This is a genomic window from Amycolatopsis minnesotensis, from assembly GCF_039529815.1.
Lineage (GTDB): Bacteria > Actinomycetota > Actinomycetes > Mycobacteriales > Pseudonocardiaceae > Amycolatopsis > Amycolatopsis minnesotensis.
Window position 1 is genome coordinate 266,800 of sequence record NZ_BAAANN010000001.1, and the last position, 22,832, is coordinate 289,631.

Sequence of the window (22,832 nt, forward strand, 5' to 3'; positions counted from 1 at the left end):
GAGCTGCGCGGCTAAGCGGGGGAAGCCCGGCTGAAGATCGTGAGCACGGATCCGTCGGGGTCGCGCATCCAGGCCACCCGGACGCCGGAGGTGTCCGCTGAAACGCCGTCCTCGTCGAGCGCGAAGGGCAGGTCGTCCTTGCCGAGGAACGGAACTCCCCTGGACCGCAGCGCCCGCACCGTCTCCGCGGCGTCGCCGACCCGGATGCTCGCCACCGGCCAGCTCACCGATCCCGCGTCGGGAACGCCCGCGAGCAGGTAGATCACCGTGCCCTCGCCGCCGGTGAGGAGCCAGCCACCCGGGGTCTCCTCGCCGGTCAGGCCCAGTTTTCCCTCGTAGAACTCCCGTGCCCGGTCGAGATCGGTCACGGCGATGACGGGTCCGATGTGCATGAGCGTCCCTCCGGTGCGCGGCAGGCCCGACCGTAGCGGACCAGCCCGTCACGGCGCCGGTTCCGGCCCGTGCCAGGTGTCGGCGACCAGGTCGACCGCGCTGCGCGCCGGATCGCGGGCCGCGTGGTCGTAGGTCTGCTGGGTGGTGTCGATGCTGCTGTGGCCGACGTCCGCCTGGACGTGGGTGAGCTGGGCGCCCGCCTCGACCGCGGTGGTGACGTAGAAGTGGCGCAAGGCGTGGGGGTGCAGGGCGCCGGCGATCACGCTCAGCTCTTCGCCGCCGGCGGCCGCGACACGGCGCAGTAGCTGCCAAATGGCCTGCCGCTGGAAGCGGCGGCCGGTCCTGGTCAGCAGGAGCGGGGTGGTGCCGGCGCCGGTTCCCTGCTGCCGCCTGGTGACGGCGGCGTTCGCGGCCTTCCCGGTGTCGTCGCGGAGCACGAGGTAGCGGGTGAGTGCCGTGTCGGCGGGGCCGCTGAGGTAGACGATCCGGTCCTTACCGCCCTTGCCGTGCACGCGCAGCGCCCGCCTGCCCCTGGTGACGTGCAGGTCGGCGCGGTCGAGCCCGCACAGTTCGCTGACGCGCAGCCCGAGGGTGAACAGGGCGACCACGGCGACCGCGCGGTGGGTGTCGAGCGCGCTGGCGCCCCGGCGCGGGAGTGCGGCGGTGGCGTGGAGCGCGCGAACCTGCGCGCTGGTGAGCGTGACGGTGCTCGACGTACCGGCCGCCGCGGCCGTGAGGCCGAGGCGCCGCCGGTTGAGCGCGGCGGGATTGCCGGTCACCACGCCGAACTCCGCGAGGTAGGCGTAGAGCGCCTTGACGGTGGCGAGCATGCGGTCGCGGGTGGACGGCGCCGCGTCGGCCACGGCCAGCGCGTCGAGCCAGGACTTCACGTGCCGCGAGGTCGCGGCGACGGGGTCGATTCCGGCGGCGGCACACCATCGGAACCAGTGCCAGCGGCGCAGCCGTCCCGGCGCCGCCGGCGGGGGACCGGGACGCCTCGCCTGCGGGCCCTCGGCGAGGCCGATGCGCAGCACTTGGCAGTAGTGCGCGAGCACCGTCGCCCACTCGTCGTCCCGGGCGGCGTGCGCCCAGGTATCGATCTCCGCGGGACGCGTCGGGAGCCCGAGCCCTTCGGCGTAGGTGCGGCGCGTGGCGTGGTTGCCGTAGCCGGCCAGCCAGTCGGCGATGTGCCCGAGCAGCGCGGCGGGGTTCCCGACGCCGGGCCAGAGGTCCACGTCGGCAGTGAGGGCTTGCCCAGTTTTCGCCGGGGGTCCGGCGGCTCCGGCCGTCCCAAGGTTTGCACTCTCAGTCACCAGCTAAGTCACTCTCTGAAGTCGATCCGGTCTGAGTTCAGGTTAGCAACAAAAGACCTGTTCTGTAGCTGACCTGATATCCAGTATTCGTAATCAAAACCTCAGTATTAGCTTACAAAACTCATAAGCTAGGGTCTTGGTCATGCTGGAGCCATCGCTCGCCGAGCCGTCGACGGACCGTGCGCTGTGCGCGTTCCGTCGTTGCCGTCAGCCGCTGCCGCCGCCGGGGCCGAGGGGAGGGCGGCCGGTGGAGTTCTGCCCCGACCGGACCTGGCAGGGCGGCAAGACCTGCAAGCAGCTCGCGGCCGCCGACCAGGCCCTGCGGGAGGCGCTCGGTGATTCGGCGCCGCAGGCGGCCCTGCTGGACGCCACCGCCGCGTTCGCCGACCTTGCCGCCGGCCTGGCCGCGCCGCTGGGGGAGCTCCAGCGGTCGCTGGAAACCGTGTCGGCCGCGGCCGGGGAGGAAGTCGTCGCGGCCCTGAACCGCGCGACCGCGGCCGAGGAACACGCGACCGAAGCCGACGGGCTCCGTCAGGCCGCCGACGACCGGGCCCGGCAAGCGGACGAAGACGCGCGCGCGGCACGGGAAGAGGCGGAGGAACACCAGCGCGTGCGCGAGGCTGCCGAAGAGGCCGAACAGGCGGCGAGGGCCGGCGCCAGGAAGGCCGAGCTGAACCAGGCTCGCGCCGAGGCGTCCGCCACCGCGACCGCCGAACACGCGCGCGCCGCCGCCGAGGAGGCGCGCGCGGAACGTGCCAAGGGGGAGCGGCTCGCCGCGCAGCTCGCCGAGCGCACCGAGCAGCTCGCGGTCACCACGGCCGAACGAGACACCGTCCGGAACGCCCTCGACCGGGAGCGCGCACGAGCCGCCGAGGCCCAGCAGCAGCTCGTCGCCCGGCTCGAACGCAGCGTCGCGGACCTCGACGCCGAACGGGGCCACGCCCGGCAGCTCGAACAGCAGCTACGCGACACCGTTCAGCAGAGCAGAACCGATGCCGCCACCGCGTCGGCGGCGCTGGCTGACGCCCAGAAGCAGGCGCGGGAGCTGGCCACCGAACTCACCGAGCACCGGCGGCAGACCACGACCGTGCTGGTGGAGCGGGACGACGCGCTCGCCCGGCTCGCCCGCGTGCACCGGATCGCGCTCGAAGCCACCGCCGACGACTTCCGGGCCGATCTGCTCGGAGAGCTGCTCGCGCTCCCCGGCACCCCGCCACCGCGGGAGGAGTGATCGAACCGTCCACTGCAGACACCGAACGCCCTGACCGGTGGAAACCACTCCCGGTGCCGCACCGGGCATGGCAGGGTGAATTCCATGGACCGGCTGGCGCACCTGCGGCGCGACGTGCACGCGTTCGAATCGGCGGCCCGCGCCGCCGCCGACGGCAGCGATGCCCCGACCGTGCCGTCCTGCCCCGGCTGGACGGTCTCCGATCTCGTCGCCCATCTCGGCTGGGTGCACCGGTACGTGACCCACATCGTCGCCGATCGCCTTGCCGAGCCGCCGGACGAAGCCGATGCCTCGTTCGTCGGGCTGCCCCCTGACCTGACCGGATGGCCGTCCCTCGACGGCACGCCCAGCGAAGGCCCCGTACCGGCCACGCTGCTCGGCTGGTTCACCGAAGGAGCCGCCGCGCTGGAGTCGGCGTTCCGCGGCGCCCGCGAGGACGAGCGGGTCTGGTCGTGGGCCGACGAGCACACGGTCGGGTTCTGGCTCCGCATCCAGGCGGTCGAAGCGGCCGTCCACCGCTGGGACGTCGAGAACGCCGTCACCACCGCCCGGCCGATCGACGCCGGGCTCGCCGCCGACGCGATCAGCCACAACTTCGAGGTCATGGTTCCGAGACGGCGCGAGGAAGCACCAGCGGAGCCGGGCCGGGGCGAGCGGTACCGCTTCCGCGCGACGGACCGCGCGGCAGCTTGGACGGTGCGTTTCGGCGCCGACGACGTCGCGTTCACCGATGGCGAAGGCGACGTCGAACTCGCCGGGACCGCATCCGATCTGATGCTGTTCCTGTGGCACCGGATCCCCGCCGACCGGCTCTCCGTCTCCGGCGACCAGGCCGTGCTGGACCGCTACTTCGCGCTCGTGCCCCCGGCCTGAAACCGAGCCTGCTCACTGGAACGGCCGCACCTCGATCTTCCGGTCGCAGACCTTCGACGCCTCGGTGGCGAGCTTGAGCGCCGCATCGAGATCGGGGGCCTCCCACACCCAGACGCCGGCGAGGTACTCCTTCGACTCCACGAACGGCCCGTCGCTGAACACCGCCTGCTCGCCCCGGTTGTCGACGACCGTGGCCGCGTCGGTGTCCGCGAGCCCGCCCGCGAAAACCCAGTGGCCCTCGGCGATCAGTCGTTCGTTGAACGCGCTGATGGCAGGCTGCCGGTCCGTGCTGCCGGGATTGCTCTTGTCGTCGATGACAGAAACCAGGTACCGCATCGGAAGATCATCTCCTGTGGTTCGGTGGCCGGGGCCGCGGCCCGGTTACGTCATGCGGCCAGGTCCAGCCATTCCCCGACGGCCAGGACGTGCGCGCGCCGCCCAGTGTGCACGCGGAACTCGTTCTCCGGGTCCGGAACCTCGACGTAGCCCGCGATCTTGTCCGGCTGCCCGGCCTCGTAGTGCATCGGCACCGCGTACCGGGCGTCGAGGATCTCCGCGGCCGTGGCGGCCTGCCTCGGGTCCATCGCGGCGGGCAGCGGGCTCGGCGGCCGCAGGTGCGGCGCGTCGACAACCGCGCCGTTCGCGGGCACGAACACCGCGTCGAGCGGGCTGAACCGGCGTGCGATGAGCCACCAGTAGCCGTGGAACATCGTGTCGCCGCCGTGGAAGACCCGCTGCCCGTCTGCCTGCACCACCCAGTTCAGCTGCGGGTCGCCCAGCCCGTCGACGGCGGGGATCGCGGTGACGCGGAACGGCCCGAGGTCGCGGGTGGACCAGGCAGCCACGACCTCGGCGGCCAGCCGGTGCCCGGTCAGCTCGCGCTCGGCAAGCAGTGTCGTCACGTTGTCCACGTTGTCGCCGTGGCCGGGCGCCGGCCGCAGCACCGGCGCTCCCGGCGTCAGCACGTCCGCGAGCGCGGCCGCGTCGGTGTGATCCCGGTGCAGGTGGGTGATAAGCGCGGCGGTGACCGTCCCGCTCGGCACCACCAGCCCCGCACCGGCCTTCCACCCCGCGAACAGCGGTGAGAGGTCCCGCACGTAGTCGATCACCAGCCGCTCGCCGCCCGCCTCGATCTCCAGTCCGGCCCAGCCCAGCCGTCGCACCCGCATCTCGCACCCCTTCGTCCCGTGTGGTTGCGGCGAAATTTAGCGTACGGCCGTTCGTTAAATCAATAGCGAACGGCCGTACGCTATCCTCGTCGCATGTCACCACGACGCTCAGCGGCCGAGGCGCAGGTAACCAGGGGGCGGATCCTCACCCGTGCCGCCGAGATCGCCTCCGAGGAAGGGCTGGACGGCATCACCATCGGACGGCTCGCCGAGGAGCTGGGGATGAGCAAGTCCGGGGTGCACAAGCACTTCGGCACCAAGGAGACGTTGCAGATCTCCACGCTGGACAAGGCGTTCGTGGACTTCTGGCACCGTGTGGTCGAGCCGGCGCTGGCCGAGCCGCCGGGGCTGCGGCGGCTGCGCGCGGTGTGCGCCGGGTCCGTGGGCTACCTGGAAGCGCCGCTGCTTCCCGGCGGCTGCCTGATGACCGCGGCGCTCACCGAGTACGACGGCCGCCCCGGCCGGGTCCGCGACGCGGTGGCCGAGGTGTGGTCGCGCTGGCGGGAACGGCTGCGGGCGGATCTCGCGGCGGCGGTGGAGAACGGCGAGCTGCCCGCCGGGTTCGACATCGACCAGGCGCTGTTCGAGATCGTCGCCGCCGGGCTGGCACTGAACGCCGCCATGCAGCTCCAGCGCGACCGGACGGCCGCGGACCGGGCCCGCCGCGCGATCGAACGGGCCCTGGACCAGGCCTGACCCGGGGGAGGGGTGCGCGTGAAAGTCGCCGCACCACGGCTGGAAGCGGCCCTCACGGCTGTCCGATGTCCAGAGTGACCTTGGACATCGGACAGCCCACGCACGTCAGGACGTAACCGTCGGTTTCCTGTTGCGGCGTCAGGCAGTTCGGCCCGGTCATCGCGACCTCCCCGCCGCGGAGCCGCACCATGCAGTCGCCGCAGTTGCCGACCGTGCACGAGTACGGCATCGGCAGCCCGGCCGCGAGCCCGGCGTCGAGCAGGGTCTGGCCGGGCTCGACCACCACGGAGCCCACCTCGTGCGCCCCGTCCTCGACGACCATCTCCCGTGGCGCGGTGGTGGCGGGGGTCGTGTCGCCCCCGCTGGTGTAGCGCTCGTGGTGCACGCGGTCGTCCGCCACACCGCGCTCGGCCAGGACGCCCTGGACCGTGTCCATCAGCGCCTGGGGCCCGCACAGGTAGTACTGGGCATCTTCAGACGGCTTCAGGCCGGCGAGCCAGCCGTGCACACCCTCAGCGTCGAGCCGCCCGTGCTCCCGCGTCAGGACGTGGGTGACCGCGAATCGGCCCGGGTTCTCCTTTTCCAGCCTGCGGAGCTCGTCGGCGAAGATGATCTCCTCCGCGCACCGGTCGCTGCAGAGCAACGCGATCCGCCCGGCTGCCCGCGTCGCGAGCAGGGTGCGGATCATGCTCATCATCGGCGTGACCCCGCTGCCCGCGGCGACCAGGACGACCTCGTGCGCCGCCGCCGGATCGGCGTGGAACGCCCCGGACGGACCGCGCACCGACAGCCGGTCCCCGGCACGCAGGTTCCGGTGGACATGGGTCGAGAACCGGCCACCGTCGACCTGCTTGACCGTGACCTCCAGCCGTGGCGCCCCCGGCGCAGACGACGCGGAGTAGGCGCGCCGCACCGGCCTGCCGTCGATGTCGGTGACCAAGGTGAAGAACTGCCCGGCCCGGAAGTCGAAGGAACGCGGGTGGCCGTCGTCTTCCAGCACGAGCGTGACCGCGCTGGGGGTCTCCCGGCGCACCTCGGCGATCCGCACCTCCCGCAACGGGTTCTCCGCCGCGGGCGCTACGACGGGACGCTTCGGTCGCCCGACCTCGACATCGTCGTAGCCCTCCTTCTGCAACCCGAACCGGTAGGCGCGATTCATCACCAGCCGCACCACCCGGCCGACCCCCGGGATCCTCCCGACGACCTTGAGCACGCGCGCGAGCACGCCGTTGCGGGCTTCGGCCATGTTCGCGGCCAGGTGGTCACCGGCCAGCACCATCAGGTCGGGCGCCGTGCCACGCTCGAGATGCGTGGCCGCGGACCACACGCGCGAGCGCGCCACGGCCTCGCTGGCGGTCACCTCGGCGTGTTCGACGTCGATGAGCAGCGCGGCGTGCGGAGGCGACCCGCGCAGCGCCATCGTCTCCAGCAACGCCGGATCATCGGTGATCGAGCCGCGGCCGCTCACGTGCAGCACACCGGTCCGCCCCGGCACCAGCGCGGCGAGCGAAAGCCGGTCGTCCTGCAGCAGGTTGTAAAGGCTGTCCGCGCGCTTGTTGCCCTTGCGGTCCGGGATGACGAGCGTCCGGCCGTCGAGGATTCGCGCGACGGCCCGCCAGTCACCGCGCGGACTGGTGTCACCGCCACCCGATTCGTCCCAAGTGGACAGTGCGAGAAACGGGGCAGCGGCGAGGAACTCGGCGACACCGGGCCCGCACAGCGGGCCATCGCCCTCGATGCCGGGTGCGGGCTCGGCGGGAGCAGGCGGCTGCCACAGGCGCGAGCGGATGACCGCCTGCGCGCAGTGCACATATGCCTCGTCGATGTCGACGAACGTCTCGGCGCCCTTCCGCTTGGCCACGGAACCGTTGACGCGCAACGTTTCCCCGACGCCCGGCAGGAGGAAGACGAACGACACCGGCCCGTGCGCCTCGCCATCGGGCAGGGCGAACGAGATCCGGGTCGGCGAGTGGAGGCGCACGAACCCCGGTGTGCCGCCGATGAACGTCGTGCGGCTGAGACCGTCGGCGTCGCGGTAGCCCACGCCCGCGAGCGGGCAGTGCTCGAGGATGATCCGGCAGCCCTCGTCGAGGGCGCTGATCTGCTTCAGCATGATCATCGACGGCGCCCGTCCCAGGGTCGCCTCGACCTCGTCGACCGTCGTCATGCGGTGGAGGGTGCTCAGCTGCATCGGGGTCCTCCTCGGCCCGGTGCGGACCGGTTCTGCTTCACGAGACATGGCGCGAAGTATTGTTTTCCCAGCTCATGACACTATTATGAGCATTAGCTCAGTTATTGGCTACTCGCTTTCGCCGTCATCGAGGAGGACCAGATTGTCGTCGGCAGACCGCCGCTTGGAGCCACGTCGCAAGCCCCGCCAGGTGCGCGCCGAGCTCACGCGCGAACGCATCCTCACCGCGGCTGCTCACGTTTTCGCCGAGCACGGCTACGCCGCGGGCACCACCAACCGCATCGCCGAGCGCGCCCGCATCTCCATCGGCTCGCTGTACCAGTACTACCCGAACAAGGACGCCATCCTCGCCGAGCTGCTGATCCGGCACGTCGACCGCGGTACCTGGACCGGCGTCGACGAACTCGACTTCTCACCGGGATCGCTGGAGGCGACGGTCCGGGCGATCATCCGCGACGCGATCGACAACCACAGCGACGACCCCCAGCTGCTGCGGGTGATGATCGAGGAGGCGCCGCTGTCCCAGGAACTGCTCGACACGATCGACCGGCACGGCAAACTGCGCACGGCCCAGGTCCGCGACATCATCGTCCGGCACCCCGACATCCGCGTGGGCGATCCCGACCTCGCCGCAGAGCTCATCCTGTTCACCGTGGAGATGAACACGCACAAGTTCATGGCCGCCCCGCGGGCCAACGCCATCGAGACGTTCGAGCACGAACTCGTCGCCATGGTGACCCGCTACCTGCGCGGGGACCGGTAACGGGCACCGGTGTTCCGAGAGGGCGCGCGGACCTGTGTCCCGCTTCCGGCCGGAGTGGAACGCGCCGGTCCGAGGCCCGCGTTGACGTCGCTGAACGGAGCACCCACCCGGAAGACCGGCCCGGTCGAGGACGCGCTCAGCCGACGGCGGCGCCGAACCACCTGGGCAACGCGCCGAGCAGGCCGTCCTGGTCCTCACCGGCCCACGCCACGTGGCCGTCCGGCCGCAGCAGCACCGCGGGCACGTCCAGTTCCTCGCCGACGTCGCCGACGTCGCCGACGTCGGCGACGTGCTCGACCCGATCCGCCCAGCCCGCGACCGAAAGCCCGCCGGTCTGGTCGAGCAGCAGCCCGCGGCCGCCGTGCATCAGCTCGTACAGGCGGCCCCGCTTCAGCGGCATGTCCCGCAGCCGCCTGCCGAGCAGCTCGTGCCCCGCGCCGAAGTCGTAGCGGATCCCGGTCGCGGTGACCTTCTCGACCAGGTACCGGTGCACCTCCTCGAAGTCCATCAGTTCCGAGAACAACCGGCGCACTGCCTGGGCACCCGGCTCGGTGGAGATCAGCACGGCCTGCGCGCGGGTGTTGTCCAGCACGGCGGCGGCCACCGGATGCCGTTCGACGTGATAGCTGTCCAGCAACCCCTCCGGTGCCCAGCCCGCGACCTCCGCGGCCAGCTTCCAGCCCAGGTTGAACGCGTCCTGGACACCGAGGTTGAGGCCCTGCCCACCGAGCGGCGGGTGGACGTGCGCCGCATCGCCCGCCAGCAGCACCCGGCCGGCCCGGTAGCGCTCCGCCAGCCGGGTGGCATCGCCGAAACGGGACAGCCAGCGCGGCGAGTGCACGCCGAAGTCGGTGCCCGCGACCACCCGCAGCCGCTGCTTGAACTCCTCGAAGGTCGGCGGGACCGAACGGTCCTCGGCCACCCCCTCGGCGGGCACGGCACCGCGGTACCGCCCTTCGCCGGATGGCCCGACACCGAACCCCTTCTGGGTCTTGCGGACCTCCGCCACCACGGCGGCCACCTCGTCCGGCGGCACGCCGATCTCCATCTCGGCCAGCAGCCACTCGACGCCGGCGGGCTCGCCGGGAAAACCGACGCCGAGCAGCTTGCGCACCGTGCTGCGGCCACCGTCGCAGCCGACGAGATAACGCGACCGCACCTGGCTCCCGTCGCCCAGCTCGACGGTCACCCCGTCGTCGTCCTGGCTCAACCCGACCAGTTCGCAGTCCCGCCGGAACTCGGCACCGAGCTCGACGGCACGCTCGGTCAGCAGGCGGTCGGTCGTGGTCTGCGGGATACCGAGGACGTACGGATGCGCGGTGTCCAGCCTGGCGGGCGCCGGCTTGCTGATGGCCGCGAAACCACCGACCGGGCTTCGCTTGCCGACCGCGAGGAACCGCTCCAGCAGACCGCGCTGGTCGAGCACCTCGATGCTGCGCGCGTGCAGGCCGAGCGACCGGACCACCGGCGTCGGCTCCGCCAGCTTCTCCACCACGAGCACGTGCACGCCGTGCAGCCGCAACTCGCTCGCCAACATCACACCGGTCGGGCCGCCGCCGGCGATGATCACGTCAATCAAGAGACCCCCGTTGCCCAAGAGCTGCCTGACGAAAGAACCCCGAAGCCGCGCAGGTTCTGGCTTCGGCGGGTGATTGTGCAGCACCGTCCGGGGCTTGCCGCAAGCCCCGGGATGCGTTATATGTTGGAAGTGGCAAGGAGTGCATGACCTCCTTGCCCTTGTTTTTTCGGTCCGCTTTTTCGGTCCGCTTTTCGGTCCGTTGTGGACGGACACCGGGGGAGCTCAGGTTGTCAGGCCCGCGCTGATCAACCAGATGTGCTCGCAGGTCGAAGATGCCTGTCGCAACTTCTCGCGGGATTCCTGCGACGCGTGGTAGAAGGTCCGCTCGATCATCCAGCACAGGGCGCGCGCCATCGCCGACGCCTGCTCCGGTTCGGTGCCAGCCTGAACACCGGCCCGTTCCAGGACAGCGGTGATGGCCGTGCTGAACAGGTCGGCCGTGTGGCTCCACAGCTCGCCGATCTCGGGCACCGTCAACGACAGGTCGATCGCCGTGCGCATGACCAGGCCGTGCTCGTTCCACAGCTCGACCGTGCGCCGCATGGCCGCTGCGATGGCCGGGCGCGGCTCGTCGGTCTCCGCGGCGGCCCGCGACCGCTCCCACAGGTGCTCGACGGTACGGGCCACGAGCGCGGTGACCACTTCCTGTTTGGAACCGAAGTAGAAGTACAGCGCGCCGCGCGTGATGCCGGCGCCCGTGGCGATATCGCCGACGGTCATGGCGTCGTAGCCCTTGTGCGCCAGCAGGGCTTCGCAGGTGTCCAGAATGGACCGCTCACGGACATCGCCCTTGCGCTCGGTGGTGCGGCGGCTCCGCGCCGGGTGGCTGCCGGGCATCAGAGCTGAGCGCCCTCGGCGAAGTCGGTCGTGCGGGACAGCGCCTCCCACGCGCGGATGTCCTCGTCCACGGCCGCGCGCCCGGCGTTGACCAGCCGCAGCGCGTCCGAGCCGAGGACGAGGTGGGCAGGCGGCTGGTCGACCGAGGCGACGTGCACGACGGCTTCCCCGGCCTTGGCCGGATTGCCCAGCTGGTTACCGCTCGCCTTCTGGCGCGCCTCGCGGATAGGGGTGAACAGCTCGTCGTAGTCGTCGATGGACTGCGCGGCGCGCGTCATGGACCGCCCGGCCCAGTCGGTGCGGAAGGAACCGGGCTCGATCGCCGTCACGTGGATCCCGAACCGCGCGACCTCCTTGCCCAGTGCCTCCAGGATGCCTTCCAGCGCGAACTTGCTGCCGCAGTAGGCGGACATGCCGGGTACGGCCATGAGCCCGCCCATCGAGGTGACGGCCATCAGGTGCCCGCGGCGGCGCCGGCGCATCCGGGGGAGTGCCGCCTGCAGGGTGGCCACCGTCCCGAACACGTTGACCTCGAACTGGCGCCGCACCTCCGCCAGCGGGGTTTCCTCGAAGGTGCCCTCCAGGCCGTAACCGGCGTTGGCGATGACGACATCCAGCGGGCCGACGCTCTGCTCCACCTCCGCCACCACGTTCGAGACGGCGTCGTCGTCGGTCACGTCCAGAATGCGGCCGTGCGCGAACCCGGGCGCGAGCCCTTCGTAGGACCTCAGGTCCGCCTCGGTGCGGACCGTGCCGACGACGGTGTGCCCTGCGGCCAGCGCGGCCTGGGCGAAGGCGCGCCCAAGACCGGTGCTGACGCCGGTGATGAGCCAGTTCTGCTTCTGCATTACCCCTCCAAAGCGGATTCGACCAGAGCCAGATCAGCTCCTTGCCACAAACTCTACACCATGTCGATTTTTATCATCACAGTGTAGATCGAGAGATGGTCCTCCCGGCGGCCATGTGTGCCCGGACGTCGTGGCGGACACCCATCAAGATGGCGCTGAACAGCAGCACGTCGGGGTCGTCGGGCTCCCGGTCCGTGGCGGCCGCGAGGCCGTCGATGGATCGCATGTGCGGGCGCTAAAAGGGGACCGGGTCGAAGCACCACGCGATCACCGAGGGCACGGGCACCCCACTGGCGGCCACGAAGCCTTGGTCCCGCGCGACGCGGGTGGCGTCGTGCACGATGCGCGGTGCGACGTCACGTCATTCCAGCCAACCCGACTGGCCTGTTAGGGCAGTTTTCGCTGGATGTGCCGAAGCAGGCGTGGAGAGATGGCTATGGTGGGCATCGTCAGCTGCCAACGGGACATCGCTGCGGGTCGCGGCGCGTGAGCCACCACCTTCCATGCCGAGGTTAGCCACTATGCCGACGCCCGGTTTTCCCCCGAACGCGCTTGACTCCAGGGGAGATCCGATCTGGATCAGCGAGGTCGCCAGCGACGAAGACCCGAACCACACCCTGCACGTCGTGAATGGCCTCGAACCCGCAGAAGCGCTGGAAACGCTGGGCGCCAAACCACGGTTGTTCCAACCCTGCGAGTTACCTGACAGAAAACCAGACAGGTGGACATCCCTGCCTGCTGCCGCTCTCGGTACCGAATCGGGCGCCGCGCTGCTGGCGGGACGCATCGGTGAGTGGACGTTCGTCTACGACGACTCCATGGCCACCGACCACGAGAACACGCCGTCGCTCTCCGCCAACGGCCGCTCAGCGGCCACCAGCATGTTCTCCATTTACGCGGATGCCAGTCTCAACTACGTCGTCAACTCCGAACAACTCGCTTGGATCGACATCCACGACAACCTCGAAGCGGACCTTCCCGGCATGCCCGCCGACCTGCGCGCGGCATTTGACGCGGCTGGCGTCTTCGGGCCCGATGCCGAACCTGGTAAGCACGACGACGCCATTCTCATGCGCGCCGTGTGCGCCTTGGCAGGACTCACGTGCACTTTGAGCGACCTGCGCCGAATCCCGCTCCTGGTTACCGCATTCGGCTGACCTGAACAACATCGCGCTCGTCCCCGTCCGGCTCCCGGCGACAATCCGGTCCAGCGTCGAGAACCCCTTTTCCGAGCCTGGCGAGCGCGGCGGCACTCGGGCTGCCCGGTTCGGCGGTGTACATCACCAGTTGCAGGTCGGTGCCGGGCACCAGCAGCGTCTGGCAGACGACCTCAAGCTCGCCCAGCTCGGGGTGGCGCAGCAGCTTGCGCAGCGTCGGTACCGGCCGCACGTCGTGAGCACGCCAGCCCGCCGCGAACTCGGGGCTGTGCGCGGCGAGTTCGTTGACCAGCTCGCCGAGGACGCGATCGGCCGGGTAGCGGACGGTGGCGGCGCGCAGCTGGGCGGCGTACTGCCGAGCGAACTCGCCCTCCGCACCCGCGGGTGGCCGGCAGTACGTGCCGCCGAGCCGGATGGCCAGCCGCACGGTGTTGCGCTCCTCGGCGGGCAGCAACCCGAAATCGATGATCAACGCCGCCGCCTCGTCGTTCCAGGCCACGATGTCCTGCCGCTCGTCGACCAGGCAGGCGGGTATCGGCGCGATCCGGTCCAGCAGACCGCGGGCCTCCTCGGGCACCGGCCGCCGATCCGCGTGAGCACCTGGCGGGATCTGCCCGGCCAGCCGCGCCAGGTGCTCACGCTCCGCCACGGTGAGCCGCAACGCCGTCCCCAGCGCGGTCAACACCTCCGGGGACGGACGCGGCGCGCGGGCCTGCTCCAACCGCTCGTAGTAGCTGACCGACACCCCGGCCAGCTCGGCCACCTCTTCGCGGCGCAGGCCAGGAGTTCGCCGCGCGCGCCGGCCCGGCGGGTGCGTGGCCGTGGCGGGCACCCGGTCCGGACGGAGCCCTTCCCGCCTGCGGCGCAAGAAGTCGGCCAGTTCACCTCTGCTCACCAGCCAAGGGTGGCACGGGGGCGCCCGGCTTATCCACGGACTGGCGGTCCGGGGCTCAGCCGTCCGTTCCGCGGCGGTAGCCCGGTGGCCACTCTGAACTGGTCACACCTCGTCGAACAGTGGAGGACACCATGACGAGCACTCCCGAAGAAACGTTCCGCCGGATGCTGGACCTGATGCTCGCCAAGAACACGGACGCCGCCGCGGACCTGTGGGCAGCGGACGGGGTCGCCGAGTTCCCGTTCGCAGTGGGAACCTCGCCGCGACGGCTGACCGGGCGGGAGGAGATCCGCGCCTACCTGAGCCGCCTGCCGGAGGTGACGGATCTGCGAGAGATCCCCTCGATCGCCGTGTACCACACCGAGCGGCCGGCCACCGTTGTCGTCGAGTTCACCGGGACCGGCACCACGATCAGCACCGGAGAGCCCTACCGGCTGGACTACATCGTGGTGCTCACCGTCCAGGACGGCCTGATCACCTGCTACCGGGACTACTGGAACCCACTGGCCACCGCGTCGGCGGCCGGGACGCTGCCCGAACTGCTCGGCTCGCTGCACTCCGAGGTCGCCGGATGACCGGCGTACTGGTGACCGGCGGTACCGGGAAGACCGGGGGAGCGCTGGTGGAACTGTTGCGCGGCAACGGGGTTCCGGTTCGCGTGGCCAGCCGCACCCGGTCAGCCGATGACCCGGACGCGGTCCGGTTCGACTGGGCCGACCCGGCCACCCATCCGGCCGCGCTGCGCGGGATGGACCGGGTGTTCCTGGTACCTCCGGTGGAAAGCGTCGATCCGCTGCCGCTGGTCGCGCCGTTCCTGGCCGAAGCGCAGCGTCTCGGTGTGCGCCGGGTGGTGCTCCTCGGGTCCGCGATCGTGTTTCCGGACGCTCCCAGTGCTCTGGAGCTGGCGGCGCGGGTGCGGGCCCAGCCCGGATGGGTCGTGCTGCGCGCGTCCGGGTTCATGCAGAACTTCCTGCCGCCGCACCCGCTGGGGGAGCGGATCCGGTGGCACGGCGAGATCCGCACCGCGGCAGGCGACGGCCGGGTGGGCTGGATCGACGCGCGGGACATCGCGGCCGCCGCCTCCGCTCTGCTGACAGACCCTCGTGCCGATCCCGGCGACCGGCGCGACCACCTGCTCACCGGACCGAAGGCGTTGAGCTACCAGGACGCCGCGGCGATCATCACCAGCCGCACCGGACGGCCGGTGCGGGTGGCGCGCATCGGGATCGGCGAACAGGCGGCCAACTACCGGGCAGCGGGAATACCCGCCGAGTTCGCCGATTCTCTCGCCGCCGTCGAAGCGGACATCAGGACCGGCGGGGCGGATCAGATCAGCACCGCGGTGCTCGACCTGACCGGCCGTCCGCCCCGCGCCTTCGCCGACTTCGTCCAGGAGCACACAGCCAGGTGGTCGAGAGCGGAGCGCGGCCCAGAACGTCTTACTTAACATAATATACATTATCGGCATTCAATATCGCGCGGTCACGGGGTCAGCTGACGCCCGGGATTACGTTGCCGCACAGGCGAACCGCGGCAACGAACTCGCTCGTCGACTCCCGGCTGGCATGGCCGCACCGGACGCGGCACGCTTGTCTCCGGCCACCCTGATTCGATCCTGATCCGGTGACGCGCTCTGGGTGCCGCCGGGAACGATCGAACTCTCCCCTTGATCGCCCACGACCCGGCGTTCTTTCGTCACCGTGACGTTTCTACCGTGTCTGGCTGGACGTCGGGTCAGCGGAGCTGTTCGAGGTCCTTGGCCGCCTCCGCCAGCTCGGCGGCCATCCGCCGGAGCTCGCCGGGCTCGGCACCATCGTCGGCCGCGGTCACCACGTCCTCCGCGGCGCAGCGGAGCTGGAACAGCCGGTCCTGGAGTTCGGCGATCTCGGTGGCGGACAACACCACGGCGTCTTCGGGCAGGCCGGTCCGCTGGACGGCGGTCCGGCGCTCGTAGGCGCGCTGGCGGCACGACTGCCCGCAGTACCGCCTGCGCCTGCCGATGTTCCCGCCCTCCGGCAGGTGCAGGCCGCACCAGCCGCAGTGCCGTCCCGATCGTTTCCGGTTGTGCGCCGTTTCGTCATGTGACGAATCGACGCGTTCTGCCAGTCCTCGCACGGACACGACCCTAACCGGCTACCCTCAGCTCACACCGCGGCCACGCCGACAAGGCACACTGGTCAGGTGACCCAGCCTCATCCGTACCTGGCCGACCCCCACCCGCGCGCCTTCGTGCACCGCGGATGGCACCTCGACGAGTTGGCGGACCTGGAGAACTCGCTGCCCGCGTTCCGGCGAGCCGTCGAAGAAGGCTTCCGGTACCTGGAGACCGACGTGCACGCCAGCGCGGACGGTGTCGTCGTCGTGCACCACGACGCCACGCTCGACCGCACGACCGACGGCAAGGGCACGATCGCGTCGCAGAACTGGGCCGCGCTCAGCAAGGTCAAGATCGCCGGGAAGGCACCGCTCTCGAGGCTCGAAGACCTCCTCGAGGAGTTGCCGAACGCGTGCTTCAACGTCGACGTTAAGTCGAACGCGGCGGTGGAACCGTTCCTGCGCACGCTCGCGCGGACCAACGCCTACGACCGGGTGGCCGCGGCGGCCTTCTCCGACGGCCGCCTGGCGAGGCTCCGCAAGCTCGCCGGGCCGCGCCTGCTGACGTCGATGGGACCGCGATCGGCCGCCGCCCTGTGGGCGAGGGGCCTCGCTCCCCTGCTGCCACTGGGTTTCCTCACCGTGGGCGCGATGGCGCAGGTGCCCGTCCGGCAGGGTTGGCTGACCATTGTGGACAGGGCCTTCCTGCGTGCGGCCGCCCGCGCGGGCATCGAGGTGCACACCTGGACGATCGACGAGGCGCCGGTGATGCGGCAGCTGCTGGATCTCGGCGTGCACGGCATCGTCACCGACCGGCCGGACGTTCTCCGCGACGTGCTCACCGAGCGTGGCGCGTGGCATCCGGCCGGCTGACGCACTCCGCTACCGCGGTGGCTTCCCGTCCCACGCGGCCTTCCAGGTCTTCGGCCCGAGCCGTCCCGAGTCGTTGATCCCGTTCACGCGTTGCAGGTCCAGCACGGCGGTCTTGGTCTTTTCGTAGTAGCACCCGGTGCCGCTGAAGCCGTACCCGAACGCGTTCATCCGCAACTGGAAGGCTTTCAGCGCCGGTGCGCAGTCGCCGTAGGCGTACACCACGCCCGGCCACGCGGGCTTCGGGCCGCCGGGCGGTGCCGGGGGCTTCGGCGCCGGCGGCACGGGCGGTAGCGGCCTGCCGCCGATGTACGCCGATTCGGTGTAGGTCGGCATCCGCTTGGTGCGCGCGTCACGGTCGTTCGAGAAGCCGAGCTTGCCCGCGCACTCCCACGGCTGCCAGCCGCGCATGCGGTACAGGTAGAGCGCGCGGAAGTCCTGTTCGGCCGGGCTGGCCTGGTCGGGGCGCCCGCCGCCGCCCACGCTGCGCCAGGTGGCCAGGTTGAACTGGTAGGCGCCGAAGTAGCCGTTGCCGGTGTTGATGTTGTACCGGCCGCTCGATTCGCACATCCGCAGCTTCGCCCACAGGCCGGCACTGGGGTCGGCCGACGCCGGTGTGCTGACGGCGATCTGGATCCCCAGCACGCCGACGGCGAGGAGAAGAAGCCTCGCCACTCCCCTGGTCACGCCCCCGCGACGGAGTTTGGTCATGTGAGCACACTAAGTATCCGCCCCATAGGCCACAAGAGTCACAGACGTTAAAACCAGCATCACACACCACATGGGGGATACGAAGAACCGACACGCCCGCTTCTGGGACCCGTTTTGCTCGGCGTGGCGACATTTGCCGCCTACCGGACTTATCGGACACATGTGTCGCGAAGCCGGTCCCGAGCGCGGGACCAGCGGGTATGGTCCCGCCCTGAGGTGAACCCCATGCCCCCCACTCCGGAAATCGCGGCCGCCCTGCGCGACGGTCCGTTCAGCATGGCGTTGGAACTGGCGGTGCGCGCCAGCGGGCTCAGCCTCCGCCAGCTGCAGAACCGGCTCTTCGCCAGCGGGGTGAAGGTCAGCGTGGTGACGTTGAGCTACTGGCAGAGCGGGCGAAGCCTGCCCGAGCGGGAGGACTCGCTTCGGGGCGTCGACGTGCTCGAGGAGGTGCTCGGACTGCCGTCCGGTGCGCTGCGCGGGCTGCTCGGTCCCCCGCGGCCACGAGGCAGGGGCGTGCGATCGGACCGGCCGGTCGACCGCCTGTGCCGGGCGTGGGACTACCCCGTCTTCCTGCCGTCGCTGCTCGAAGGGTTCGGAGACCGGGGGTTGCGGGCCGTCACCAGGCTCGGTCTGCGGGAGACCTTGTACGTGGCGTCGGACCGGTGCGCCCGCCGGGTCGTCGTCGAGGAGTTCATCGAAGCCCGCCACGACGGGACAGTGTCGGTCACCATCGCGAACCGGAGCAGGCGGGGCGCACGGCCGCTCCAGGTGACGGCGACGAGCCGCTGTCGGCCGGGCGCGTCCCTCGAACTGGGCGCCGAGGGCTTCTCGGTGACGGAACTGATCCTCGACCGGCCGCTCGCGCGAGGGCAGCGAGCGGCGATCCGCTACCGGATCGAGTACCCCGAGCCGGTGTTCGCCGACCACCACCATCGCCGCGTCGCGGAGCCGGTGGCCGTGTACCGCGGCCGGGTGGTGTTCTCCCCCCGCGAGGCGCCGGTCCGGTGCCAGACGTGGCGGAGGCGCTCGTGCGACGGGCTGCTGAGCGGGCTCTCCGACGTTTCACTCGACGAAGACCACAGCGCGAGCGTGGCACGGGCGAACCTCGGGCTCGGCGCGCACGGTCTGCGCTGGGCGTGGGACGGCGAAAACCCACTGGACGCCGTCCGGGATCCGACATCCTCCTGAAGGCGGGCCGAGTATTCGGTTAACGACCTTCGGCGTGTGGCCGGGCAACCGCTGCGAATGCTAAAAATCGTGTGTCCGATTACCGGCAAGCCACTACACCGGCAGGTTCCCGGAAATCTCCTCTCACGAACGGAGAACAGACATGCGCGCCCGTAGTACCGCAGCCGCCATCGGAATCCTCGGTGCGGCCGTGCTCGCACTGGCCCCCGCGACCGCGTCGGCGAGTGGCCTGCCCAGCTACCAGCAGTGGCAGGCCGACGTGCAGAAGGCCTTGACCGGCGTGAACGAGTACCTCGACGGGGCACGCGCGGAGCACACAGCGATCGTGCTGGACATCGACAACACTGCGCTGGAGACGCACTACCACAAGGGCAGGGCGAACAAGCCGGTGCTCGACGCGGCGCAGCACGCCCAGCAACTCGGGATGGAGGTGCTCATCGTGTCGGCGCGCGCGGTCGGCGGAGAAGACTCGTCGATGCGGCAGCTTTCCGACGCCGGCTACCGGCCGGACCGGATCTGCCTGCGCGAACACGGTGAGGCGAAGGAAGACGGCAAACTGCGCTGCCGGAAGGAGTTCACCGGCGACGGACTGAAGATCACCGCGAACATCGGCAACCGCAGCACCGATTTCCACGGTGGCTACTTCGATCGGAAGTTCCAGTTGCCCGACTACGGCGGCGAGCTGAGCTGATACCGGTTTGGCGGCGCGGGCGCGAACGGCAGGCCGGTGGCCGCCGCGCACCCGCGCCGCGGCGGTGTCCGTTTCCGGGTGCCCGGTATCCGCATCAACGCGAAAATTGCCTCGTCAGTGTGGTGATCGTTTCGTGCCGGGTACGCTGACCGGCGGTTTTCAGACGTGCGCCGCTTCGTAGCGGGAAACGATCTCACTGGAAAGCCTGCCGCGTTCGGCGATGTCGTAGCCGTTGTCCGCGGCCCACTGGCGAATCGCGCGAGTACGCGCGCGCTGGGCGGGGTTCGAGGCCGTGACGACCTTCGGGCCCGTTCTGCGTGCCGCGTTCACGAACCGTTCGAGCGCTCCGCGCAGTTCGGCGTCGTTGTGCTCGGACAGATCGATCTCGTAGCTCCTGCCGTCCAGCGCGAACGTGGTGGTCCGCACCGCTTCCGAACCGTCCATGTCGTCCCTCAGCAGAATCGTGACCTGCTTCGCCATCGACCGCACCTTTCCCCTCAACTACGCACCAGAATCGTGGCGGCCAGTCTATCCCGCACGGCCGACAGTTCCGTGGCACCGACACCGGTTTCCCCGATATCGGCGCGTGATTCGAGTTCGGAAAGGCCAAACGGGCGAACCGAAGAATCAGCCGTTCGTCGTGGCGAGGAGGGCGAGAAGCGGTGCCCCGCTGCCGAGCAGGACGCATACCGCGAGATTCGTGCGCCAGTATTCGGAGAGAAGCGCGACAAATTCTCGAAGGAACGCACTCGGCATGAAGTACGACGCCGTGCGCGCGCCGATCACGTCGAGCGGCAGTTTCAGCCGCCGCGACAGCACCGCGGTGCGGAACACGTGGTAGTTGTTGGTCACCGCGAGCAAGCGGCCGTGCCGTCCGTGCGCCGCCAGCAGGTCCGTGCTGTAGCGGAGGTTCTGATCGGTCGTGGTCGCCTTGTCCTCCAGGAGGATCGCTTCGGCGGGGATGCCCGCGCGGCGGAGGTAGGCGCTCATGGCGTCGGCTTCCGAGGTGTCCTCGTCCTCCCCCTGCCCGCCGGAGACCACCAGTACCAGGTCGGATCCCGCGGCGGTGGCGCGCCGATGGCATTCGGCCGCCTTGTCCAGCCGGGCGGCCAGCAGCGGTGGCACCCGGTCGCCGATCAGCCCGGAGCCGAGCACGATCACGGCGTCGGCGCGCGTTCGCCTGCCCAGCCTGCTGTAGAGGGCCGAGTACAGCACGAACGCGGTGAACAGGACCGCGAAGTAGCCTGCGATCAGGACCATCGAGACGACCGAGGCGAACACCCAGGGGTTGCGGACGAACGCGATCGTGTAGACCGTGGTGACGTACAGCAGGAGCAGCGCGAGCCCGGCGAGCAGCGAGAGCAGGTTCGCCAGGCGGTGGCCTTCCCGCCGCCACATCACCGCGCCGTTGGCGATCAGCGCGAACGGCAGGCCGAGCGTCAGCAGGAGCGCCAGCACCGCGAAGAAGCCGACGACAAGGTCGATCGGGATCGGGGTGTCCCGCAGCCGGGACAGCAGCCACAGCCCGGCGAACCCGAGCGCGACGAGCAGCCAGACCGCGTTGCTCAGCCGCCTCGGTTCCCGGTACACGCGGTACAGGAAGATCAGCGTCACCGCCGCTGCCACCAGTCCGAAGCCCATGATCGCGCGGTTTCCCCGTTCCCCGTCCGTCCACACCGGACCGCATCTGTGCGGCACCGCCGCGTTCGCCGGTGCCGGGTACAGCCTATGGGCGTGCTGGCTAAGATCATCCGGTGCCCCTCGCCACCGCGCCGGACGGCGTTTCCCTGTCCTACGAGGTCCGCGGTGCGGGTGCCGGCGTGCTGGTGCTGCTCGCCGGGCAGGCCAACAGCCGTCATTGGTGGGACGGTGTCCGCGAAGACTTCGACGCGGTGTTCCGCACCATCACCTTCGACTACCGGGGCACCGGGGACAGCGGCAAGCCGCGCACCGAGTCCTACAGCACTCCCGGGTTCGCCGCGGACGTCGTCGCGATCCTCGATCACGCGGGTGTCGAGGCGGCGCACGTCTACGGGACGTCGATGGGCGGCAGGGTCGCGCAGTGGCTGGCCGCGGACCATCCGGACCGGGTGCGGCGGCTGGTGCTCGGCTGTACCTCGCCCGGTGAGCCGCACGGTGTCGAGCGGGACGCGGAGGTCAAACGCGCGCTGGGGCAACGGGATGCGGCCGCGGCGAGGCGCACCCTGCTCGAACTGATGTACACACCGGGGTGGCTCGCCACCCATCCTGGTCCGTACCACACGATCGGGGACCCGGCGATGACGCCGTTCGCGCGCGGGCGGCACCTGCTGGCGAGCGCCCGCCACAACGGGTGGGACGCGCTCCCCCGCATCGCCGCGCCGACGCTCGTCGTGCACGGCACGGACGACGTGTTCAACCCCGCGCGGAACGCTCCCCTGCTCGCCGAACGGATCCCCGGGGCGCGGCTGCGGCTGATTCCCGGTGCCAGGCACGCCTATTTCGAAGAGTTCCGAGCGGTCGCGAGCCCGCTCGTGCTCGATTTCCTCCGCGAGAGCGGTTCCTGACGACCCGCGTCGGTCATCCGTGGAGTGCGAGGTACGGGGCCGCGATCAGCAGGCTCGTGATGAGCGCGTACTTGAGCGCGCGGGCGGGCACGGCGCGGGCGATGACCCAGCCGATGAGCACCCCGGTGAGTTCGGGGATGCCGACGAGCGCGGCGAGCGGCCAGTCGACGGCTCCCGCCGAGACGTAGCCGAGCGTGCCGACGCCCGCGATCACCACGGACTCGACCTGCGCGGCGGCGAGCGCGGAGAGCACGGGGAGGCCCAGCGCGATCAGGACGGGGACGCTGAGCATCGGGCCGCCGACGCCGACCAGGCCGCTGACCACGGCCACCGCGAACCCGACCGCGGCCACGACCCATCGGCGTGGTCGCCGATCCGGTGCGGCGGAACGCTTTTCGCGGTACCACACGAGTGCGGCGACCCCGGTGACGAACACCGCGAGCACGATCCCGAACATCCGCGTCGAGACGGCGCTGTTCGCGAGCACGCCGAGCGGGGTGCCCGCGACGGCCGTGGCGGCCAGTATTCCGGCGGTGGCCCGGGTTTCCGGGTCGCGCAGGTGACCGGACCTGGTGTAGGCGGCGGTGGCGAGCACGCCGGTGGCGATGTGGGTGACGATCGCGGTGCCGGCGACCTGCGCCGGGGGCAGCGCGGTGAGGGCGAACAGGCCGATGGTGGCGAGCACGCCGCCGGGGCCGATGGCGGTGATGCCGATTCCGGCGAGCAGCCCGAACAGGGCCAGCCCGGCGAGCGCGGGCGCGGTGAGGGCGGTCATCGGGATCGTGCC

The 22,832-nt window shown here is 70.6% G+C and carries 26 protein-coding genes; 11 read left to right on the forward strand and 15 right to left on the reverse strand.

From position 1 onward, the window contains the following. Positions 1-11: 11 nt before the first annotated feature. Entirely contained in the window at positions 12-392 is a 381-nt protein-coding gene (locus ABD256_RS01095; RefSeq protein ID WP_344412308.1) for a VOC family protein, read from the reverse strand. Positions 393-440: 48 nt separating this feature from the next. Further along, entirely contained in the window at positions 441-1,628 is a 1,188-nt protein-coding gene (locus tag ABD256_RS01100) for a tyrosine-type recombinase/integrase (protein ID WP_344412310.1), read from the reverse strand. A 220-nt stretch (positions 1,629-1,848) separates the two neighbouring features. On the opposite strand from ABD256_RS01100, the gene ABD256_RS01105 reads away from it, so the two are divergent. After that, entirely contained in the window at positions 1,849-2,937 is a 1,089-nt protein-coding gene (locus tag ABD256_RS01105) for a response regulator receiver protein (protein WP_344412312.1), read from the forward strand. An 84-nt stretch (positions 2,938-3,021) separates the two neighbouring features. Next, positions 3,022-3,810, forward strand: a complete 789-nt coding sequence (locus ABD256_RS01110; protein ID WP_344412314.1) for a maleylpyruvate isomerase family mycothiol-dependent enzyme — start codon at positions 3,022-3,024, stop codon at positions 3,808-3,810. Between the two features lie 12 nt (positions 3,811-3,822). Here the strand turns inward: ABD256_RS01110 and ABD256_RS01115 are convergent, their stop codons facing one another. Together ABD256_RS01115 and ABD256_RS01120 are read right to left on the reverse strand one after the other, a co-directional pair. Next, the gene (locus ABD256_RS01115; protein ID WP_344412316.1) at positions 3,823-4,146 is read right to left on the reverse strand and encodes a YciI family protein; all 324 of its coding nucleotides are present in this window, start codon (positions 4,144-4,146) and stop codon (positions 3,823-3,825) included. A gap of 50 nt (positions 4,147-4,196) precedes the next feature. Further along, complete coding sequence (locus tag ABD256_RS01120) at positions 4,197-4,979, reverse strand: MBL fold metallo-hydrolase (protein WP_344412318.1); 783 nt, start codon at positions 4,977-4,979, stop codon at positions 4,197-4,199. A 93-nt stretch (positions 4,980-5,072) separates the two neighbouring features. Here ABD256_RS01120 and ABD256_RS01125 point away from each other — a divergent pair, with 93 nt between their 5' ends. Beyond that, on the forward strand, positions 5,073-5,675 hold the full coding sequence (locus ABD256_RS01125; protein WP_344412320.1) for a TetR/AcrR family transcriptional regulator: 603 nt from the start codon (positions 5,073-5,075) through the stop codon (positions 5,673-5,675). A 52-nt stretch (positions 5,676-5,727) separates the two neighbouring features. Here ABD256_RS01125 and ABD256_RS01130 read toward each other — a convergent pair whose 3' ends face one another. Next, entirely contained in the window at positions 5,728-7,866 is a 2,139-nt protein-coding gene (locus ABD256_RS01130; RefSeq protein ID WP_344412323.1) for a 2Fe-2S iron-sulfur cluster-binding protein, read from the reverse strand. A 142-nt stretch (positions 7,867-8,008) separates the two neighbouring features. On the opposite strand from ABD256_RS01130, the gene ABD256_RS01135 reads away from it, so the two are divergent. After that, entirely contained in the window at positions 8,009-8,629 is a 621-nt protein-coding gene (locus ABD256_RS01135; RefSeq protein WP_344412325.1) for a TetR/AcrR family transcriptional regulator, read from the forward strand. A 136-nt stretch (positions 8,630-8,765) separates the two neighbouring features. Here the strand turns inward: ABD256_RS01135 and rox are convergent, their stop codons facing one another. The 4 genes from rox to ABD256_RS01155 all read right to left on the reverse strand — a co-directional run bounded on the left by rox (position 8,766) and on the right by ABD256_RS01155 (position 12,119). Next, on the reverse strand, positions 8,766-10,208 hold the full coding sequence (gene rox / locus ABD256_RS01140) for a rifampin monooxygenase (protein ID WP_344412327.1): 1,443 nt from the start codon (positions 10,206-10,208) through the stop codon (positions 8,766-8,768). A gap of 222 nt (positions 10,209-10,430) precedes the next feature. Further along, positions 10,431-11,045, reverse strand: coding sequence for a TetR/AcrR family transcriptional regulator (locus ABD256_RS01145; protein ID WP_344412329.1), 615 nt, complete (start codon positions 11,043-11,045; stop codon positions 10,431-10,433). Continuing rightward, positions 11,045-11,893, reverse strand: coding sequence for an oxidoreductase (locus tag ABD256_RS01150; protein WP_344412332.1), 849 nt, complete (start codon positions 11,891-11,893; stop codon positions 11,045-11,047). The genes ABD256_RS01145 and ABD256_RS01150 overlap by 1 nt, the downstream gene beginning before the upstream one ends. Before the next feature lie 76 nt (positions 11,894-11,969). Continuing rightward, positions 11,970-12,119 (reverse strand): hypothetical protein, encoded by a 150-nt coding sequence (locus tag ABD256_RS01155; protein WP_344412334.1) that lies wholly within the window; start codon positions 12,117-12,119, stop codon positions 11,970-11,972. A 295-nt stretch (positions 12,120-12,414) separates the two neighbouring features. Here ABD256_RS01155 and ABD256_RS01160 point away from each other — a divergent pair, with 295 nt between their 5' ends. After that, entirely contained in the window at positions 12,415-13,050 is a 636-nt protein-coding gene (locus ABD256_RS01160) for a DUF6461 domain-containing protein (RefSeq protein ID WP_344412336.1), read from the forward strand. Here ABD256_RS01160 and ABD256_RS01165 read toward each other — a convergent pair. Continuing rightward, a complete protein-coding gene (locus tag ABD256_RS01165; RefSeq protein ID WP_344412338.1) occupies positions 13,034-13,945 on the reverse strand; it encodes a helix-turn-helix transcriptional regulator in 912 nt (303 codons plus the stop codon). The two genes, ABD256_RS01160 and ABD256_RS01165, sit on opposite strands and share 17 nt — an antisense overlap. Positions 13,946-14,076: 131 nt before the next feature. Here ABD256_RS01165 and ABD256_RS01170 point away from each other — a divergent pair, with 131 nt between their 5' ends. Together ABD256_RS01170 and ABD256_RS01175 are read left to right on the forward strand one after the other, a co-directional pair. Next, a complete protein-coding gene (locus ABD256_RS01170) occupies positions 14,077-14,520 on the forward strand; it encodes a nuclear transport factor 2 family protein (RefSeq protein WP_344412340.1) in 444 nt (147 codons plus the stop codon). Then, positions 14,517-15,392, forward strand: coding sequence for an NAD-dependent epimerase/dehydratase family protein (locus ABD256_RS01175; RefSeq protein ID WP_344412342.1), 876 nt, complete (start codon positions 14,517-14,519; stop codon positions 15,390-15,392). Before ABD256_RS01170 ends, ABD256_RS01175 begins: the two co-directional genes overlap by 4 nt. 287 nt (positions 15,393-15,679) lie before the next feature. On the opposite strand, the gene ABD256_RS01180 is transcribed toward ABD256_RS01175, so the two are convergent. After that, on the reverse strand, positions 15,680-16,051 hold the full coding sequence (locus ABD256_RS01180; protein ID WP_425546362.1) for a hypothetical protein: 372 nt from the start codon (positions 16,049-16,051) through the stop codon (positions 15,680-15,682). Positions 16,052-16,126: 75 nt separating this feature from the next. Between ABD256_RS01180 and ABD256_RS01185 the strand changes: the two genes are divergently transcribed. After that, a complete protein-coding gene (locus ABD256_RS01185; protein ID WP_344412348.1) occupies positions 16,127-16,912 on the forward strand; it encodes a glycerophosphodiester phosphodiesterase family protein in 786 nt (261 codons plus the stop codon). Between the two features lie 9 nt (positions 16,913-16,921). On the opposite strand, the gene ABD256_RS01190 is transcribed toward ABD256_RS01185, so the two are convergent. After that, on the reverse strand, positions 16,922-17,620 hold the full coding sequence (locus tag ABD256_RS01190) for a transglycosylase family protein (protein WP_344412351.1): 699 nt from the start codon (positions 17,618-17,620) through the stop codon (positions 16,922-16,924). 225 nt (positions 17,621-17,845) lie between these two features. On the opposite strand from ABD256_RS01190, the gene ABD256_RS01195 reads away from it, so the two are divergent. Both ABD256_RS01195 and ABD256_RS01200 read left to right on the forward strand, forming a co-directional pair. Beyond that, positions 17,846-18,808: a hypothetical protein gene (locus ABD256_RS01195; RefSeq protein ID WP_344412353.1), complete on the forward strand. Its 963-nt coding sequence runs from the start codon at positions 17,846-17,848 to the stop codon at positions 18,806-18,808. A 142-nt stretch (positions 18,809-18,950) separates the two neighbouring features. After that, positions 18,951-19,499, forward strand: coding sequence for an HAD family acid phosphatase (locus ABD256_RS01200; protein WP_344412355.1), 549 nt, complete (start codon positions 18,951-18,953; stop codon positions 19,497-19,499). Positions 19,500-19,658: 159 nt separating this feature from the next. On the opposite strand, the gene ABD256_RS01205 is transcribed toward ABD256_RS01200, so the two are convergent. Together ABD256_RS01205 and ABD256_RS01210 are read right to left on the reverse strand one after the other, a co-directional pair. Next, positions 19,659-19,979: a histone-like nucleoid-structuring protein Lsr2 gene (locus ABD256_RS01205; protein WP_344412357.1), complete on the reverse strand. Its 321-nt coding sequence runs from the start codon at positions 19,977-19,979 to the stop codon at positions 19,659-19,661. Between the two features lie 147 nt (positions 19,980-20,126). Further along, positions 20,127-21,140, reverse strand: a complete 1,014-nt coding sequence (locus ABD256_RS01210; protein WP_344412359.1) for a YdcF family protein — start codon at positions 21,138-21,140, stop codon at positions 20,127-20,129. Positions 21,141-21,253: 113 nt separating this feature from the next. Between ABD256_RS01210 and ABD256_RS01215 the strand changes: the two genes are divergently transcribed. Then, the gene (locus tag ABD256_RS01215) at positions 21,254-22,045 is read left to right on the forward strand and encodes an alpha/beta fold hydrolase (protein ID WP_344412362.1); all 792 of its coding nucleotides are present in this window, start codon (positions 21,254-21,256) and stop codon (positions 22,043-22,045) included. 13 nt (positions 22,046-22,058) lie between these two features. On the opposite strand, the gene ABD256_RS01220 is transcribed toward ABD256_RS01215, so the two are convergent. Next, positions 22,059-22,820, reverse strand: a complete 762-nt coding sequence (locus ABD256_RS01220; protein WP_344412364.1) for a sulfite exporter TauE/SafE family protein — start codon at positions 22,818-22,820, stop codon at positions 22,059-22,061. Positions 22,821-22,832: the final 12 nt, after the last annotated feature.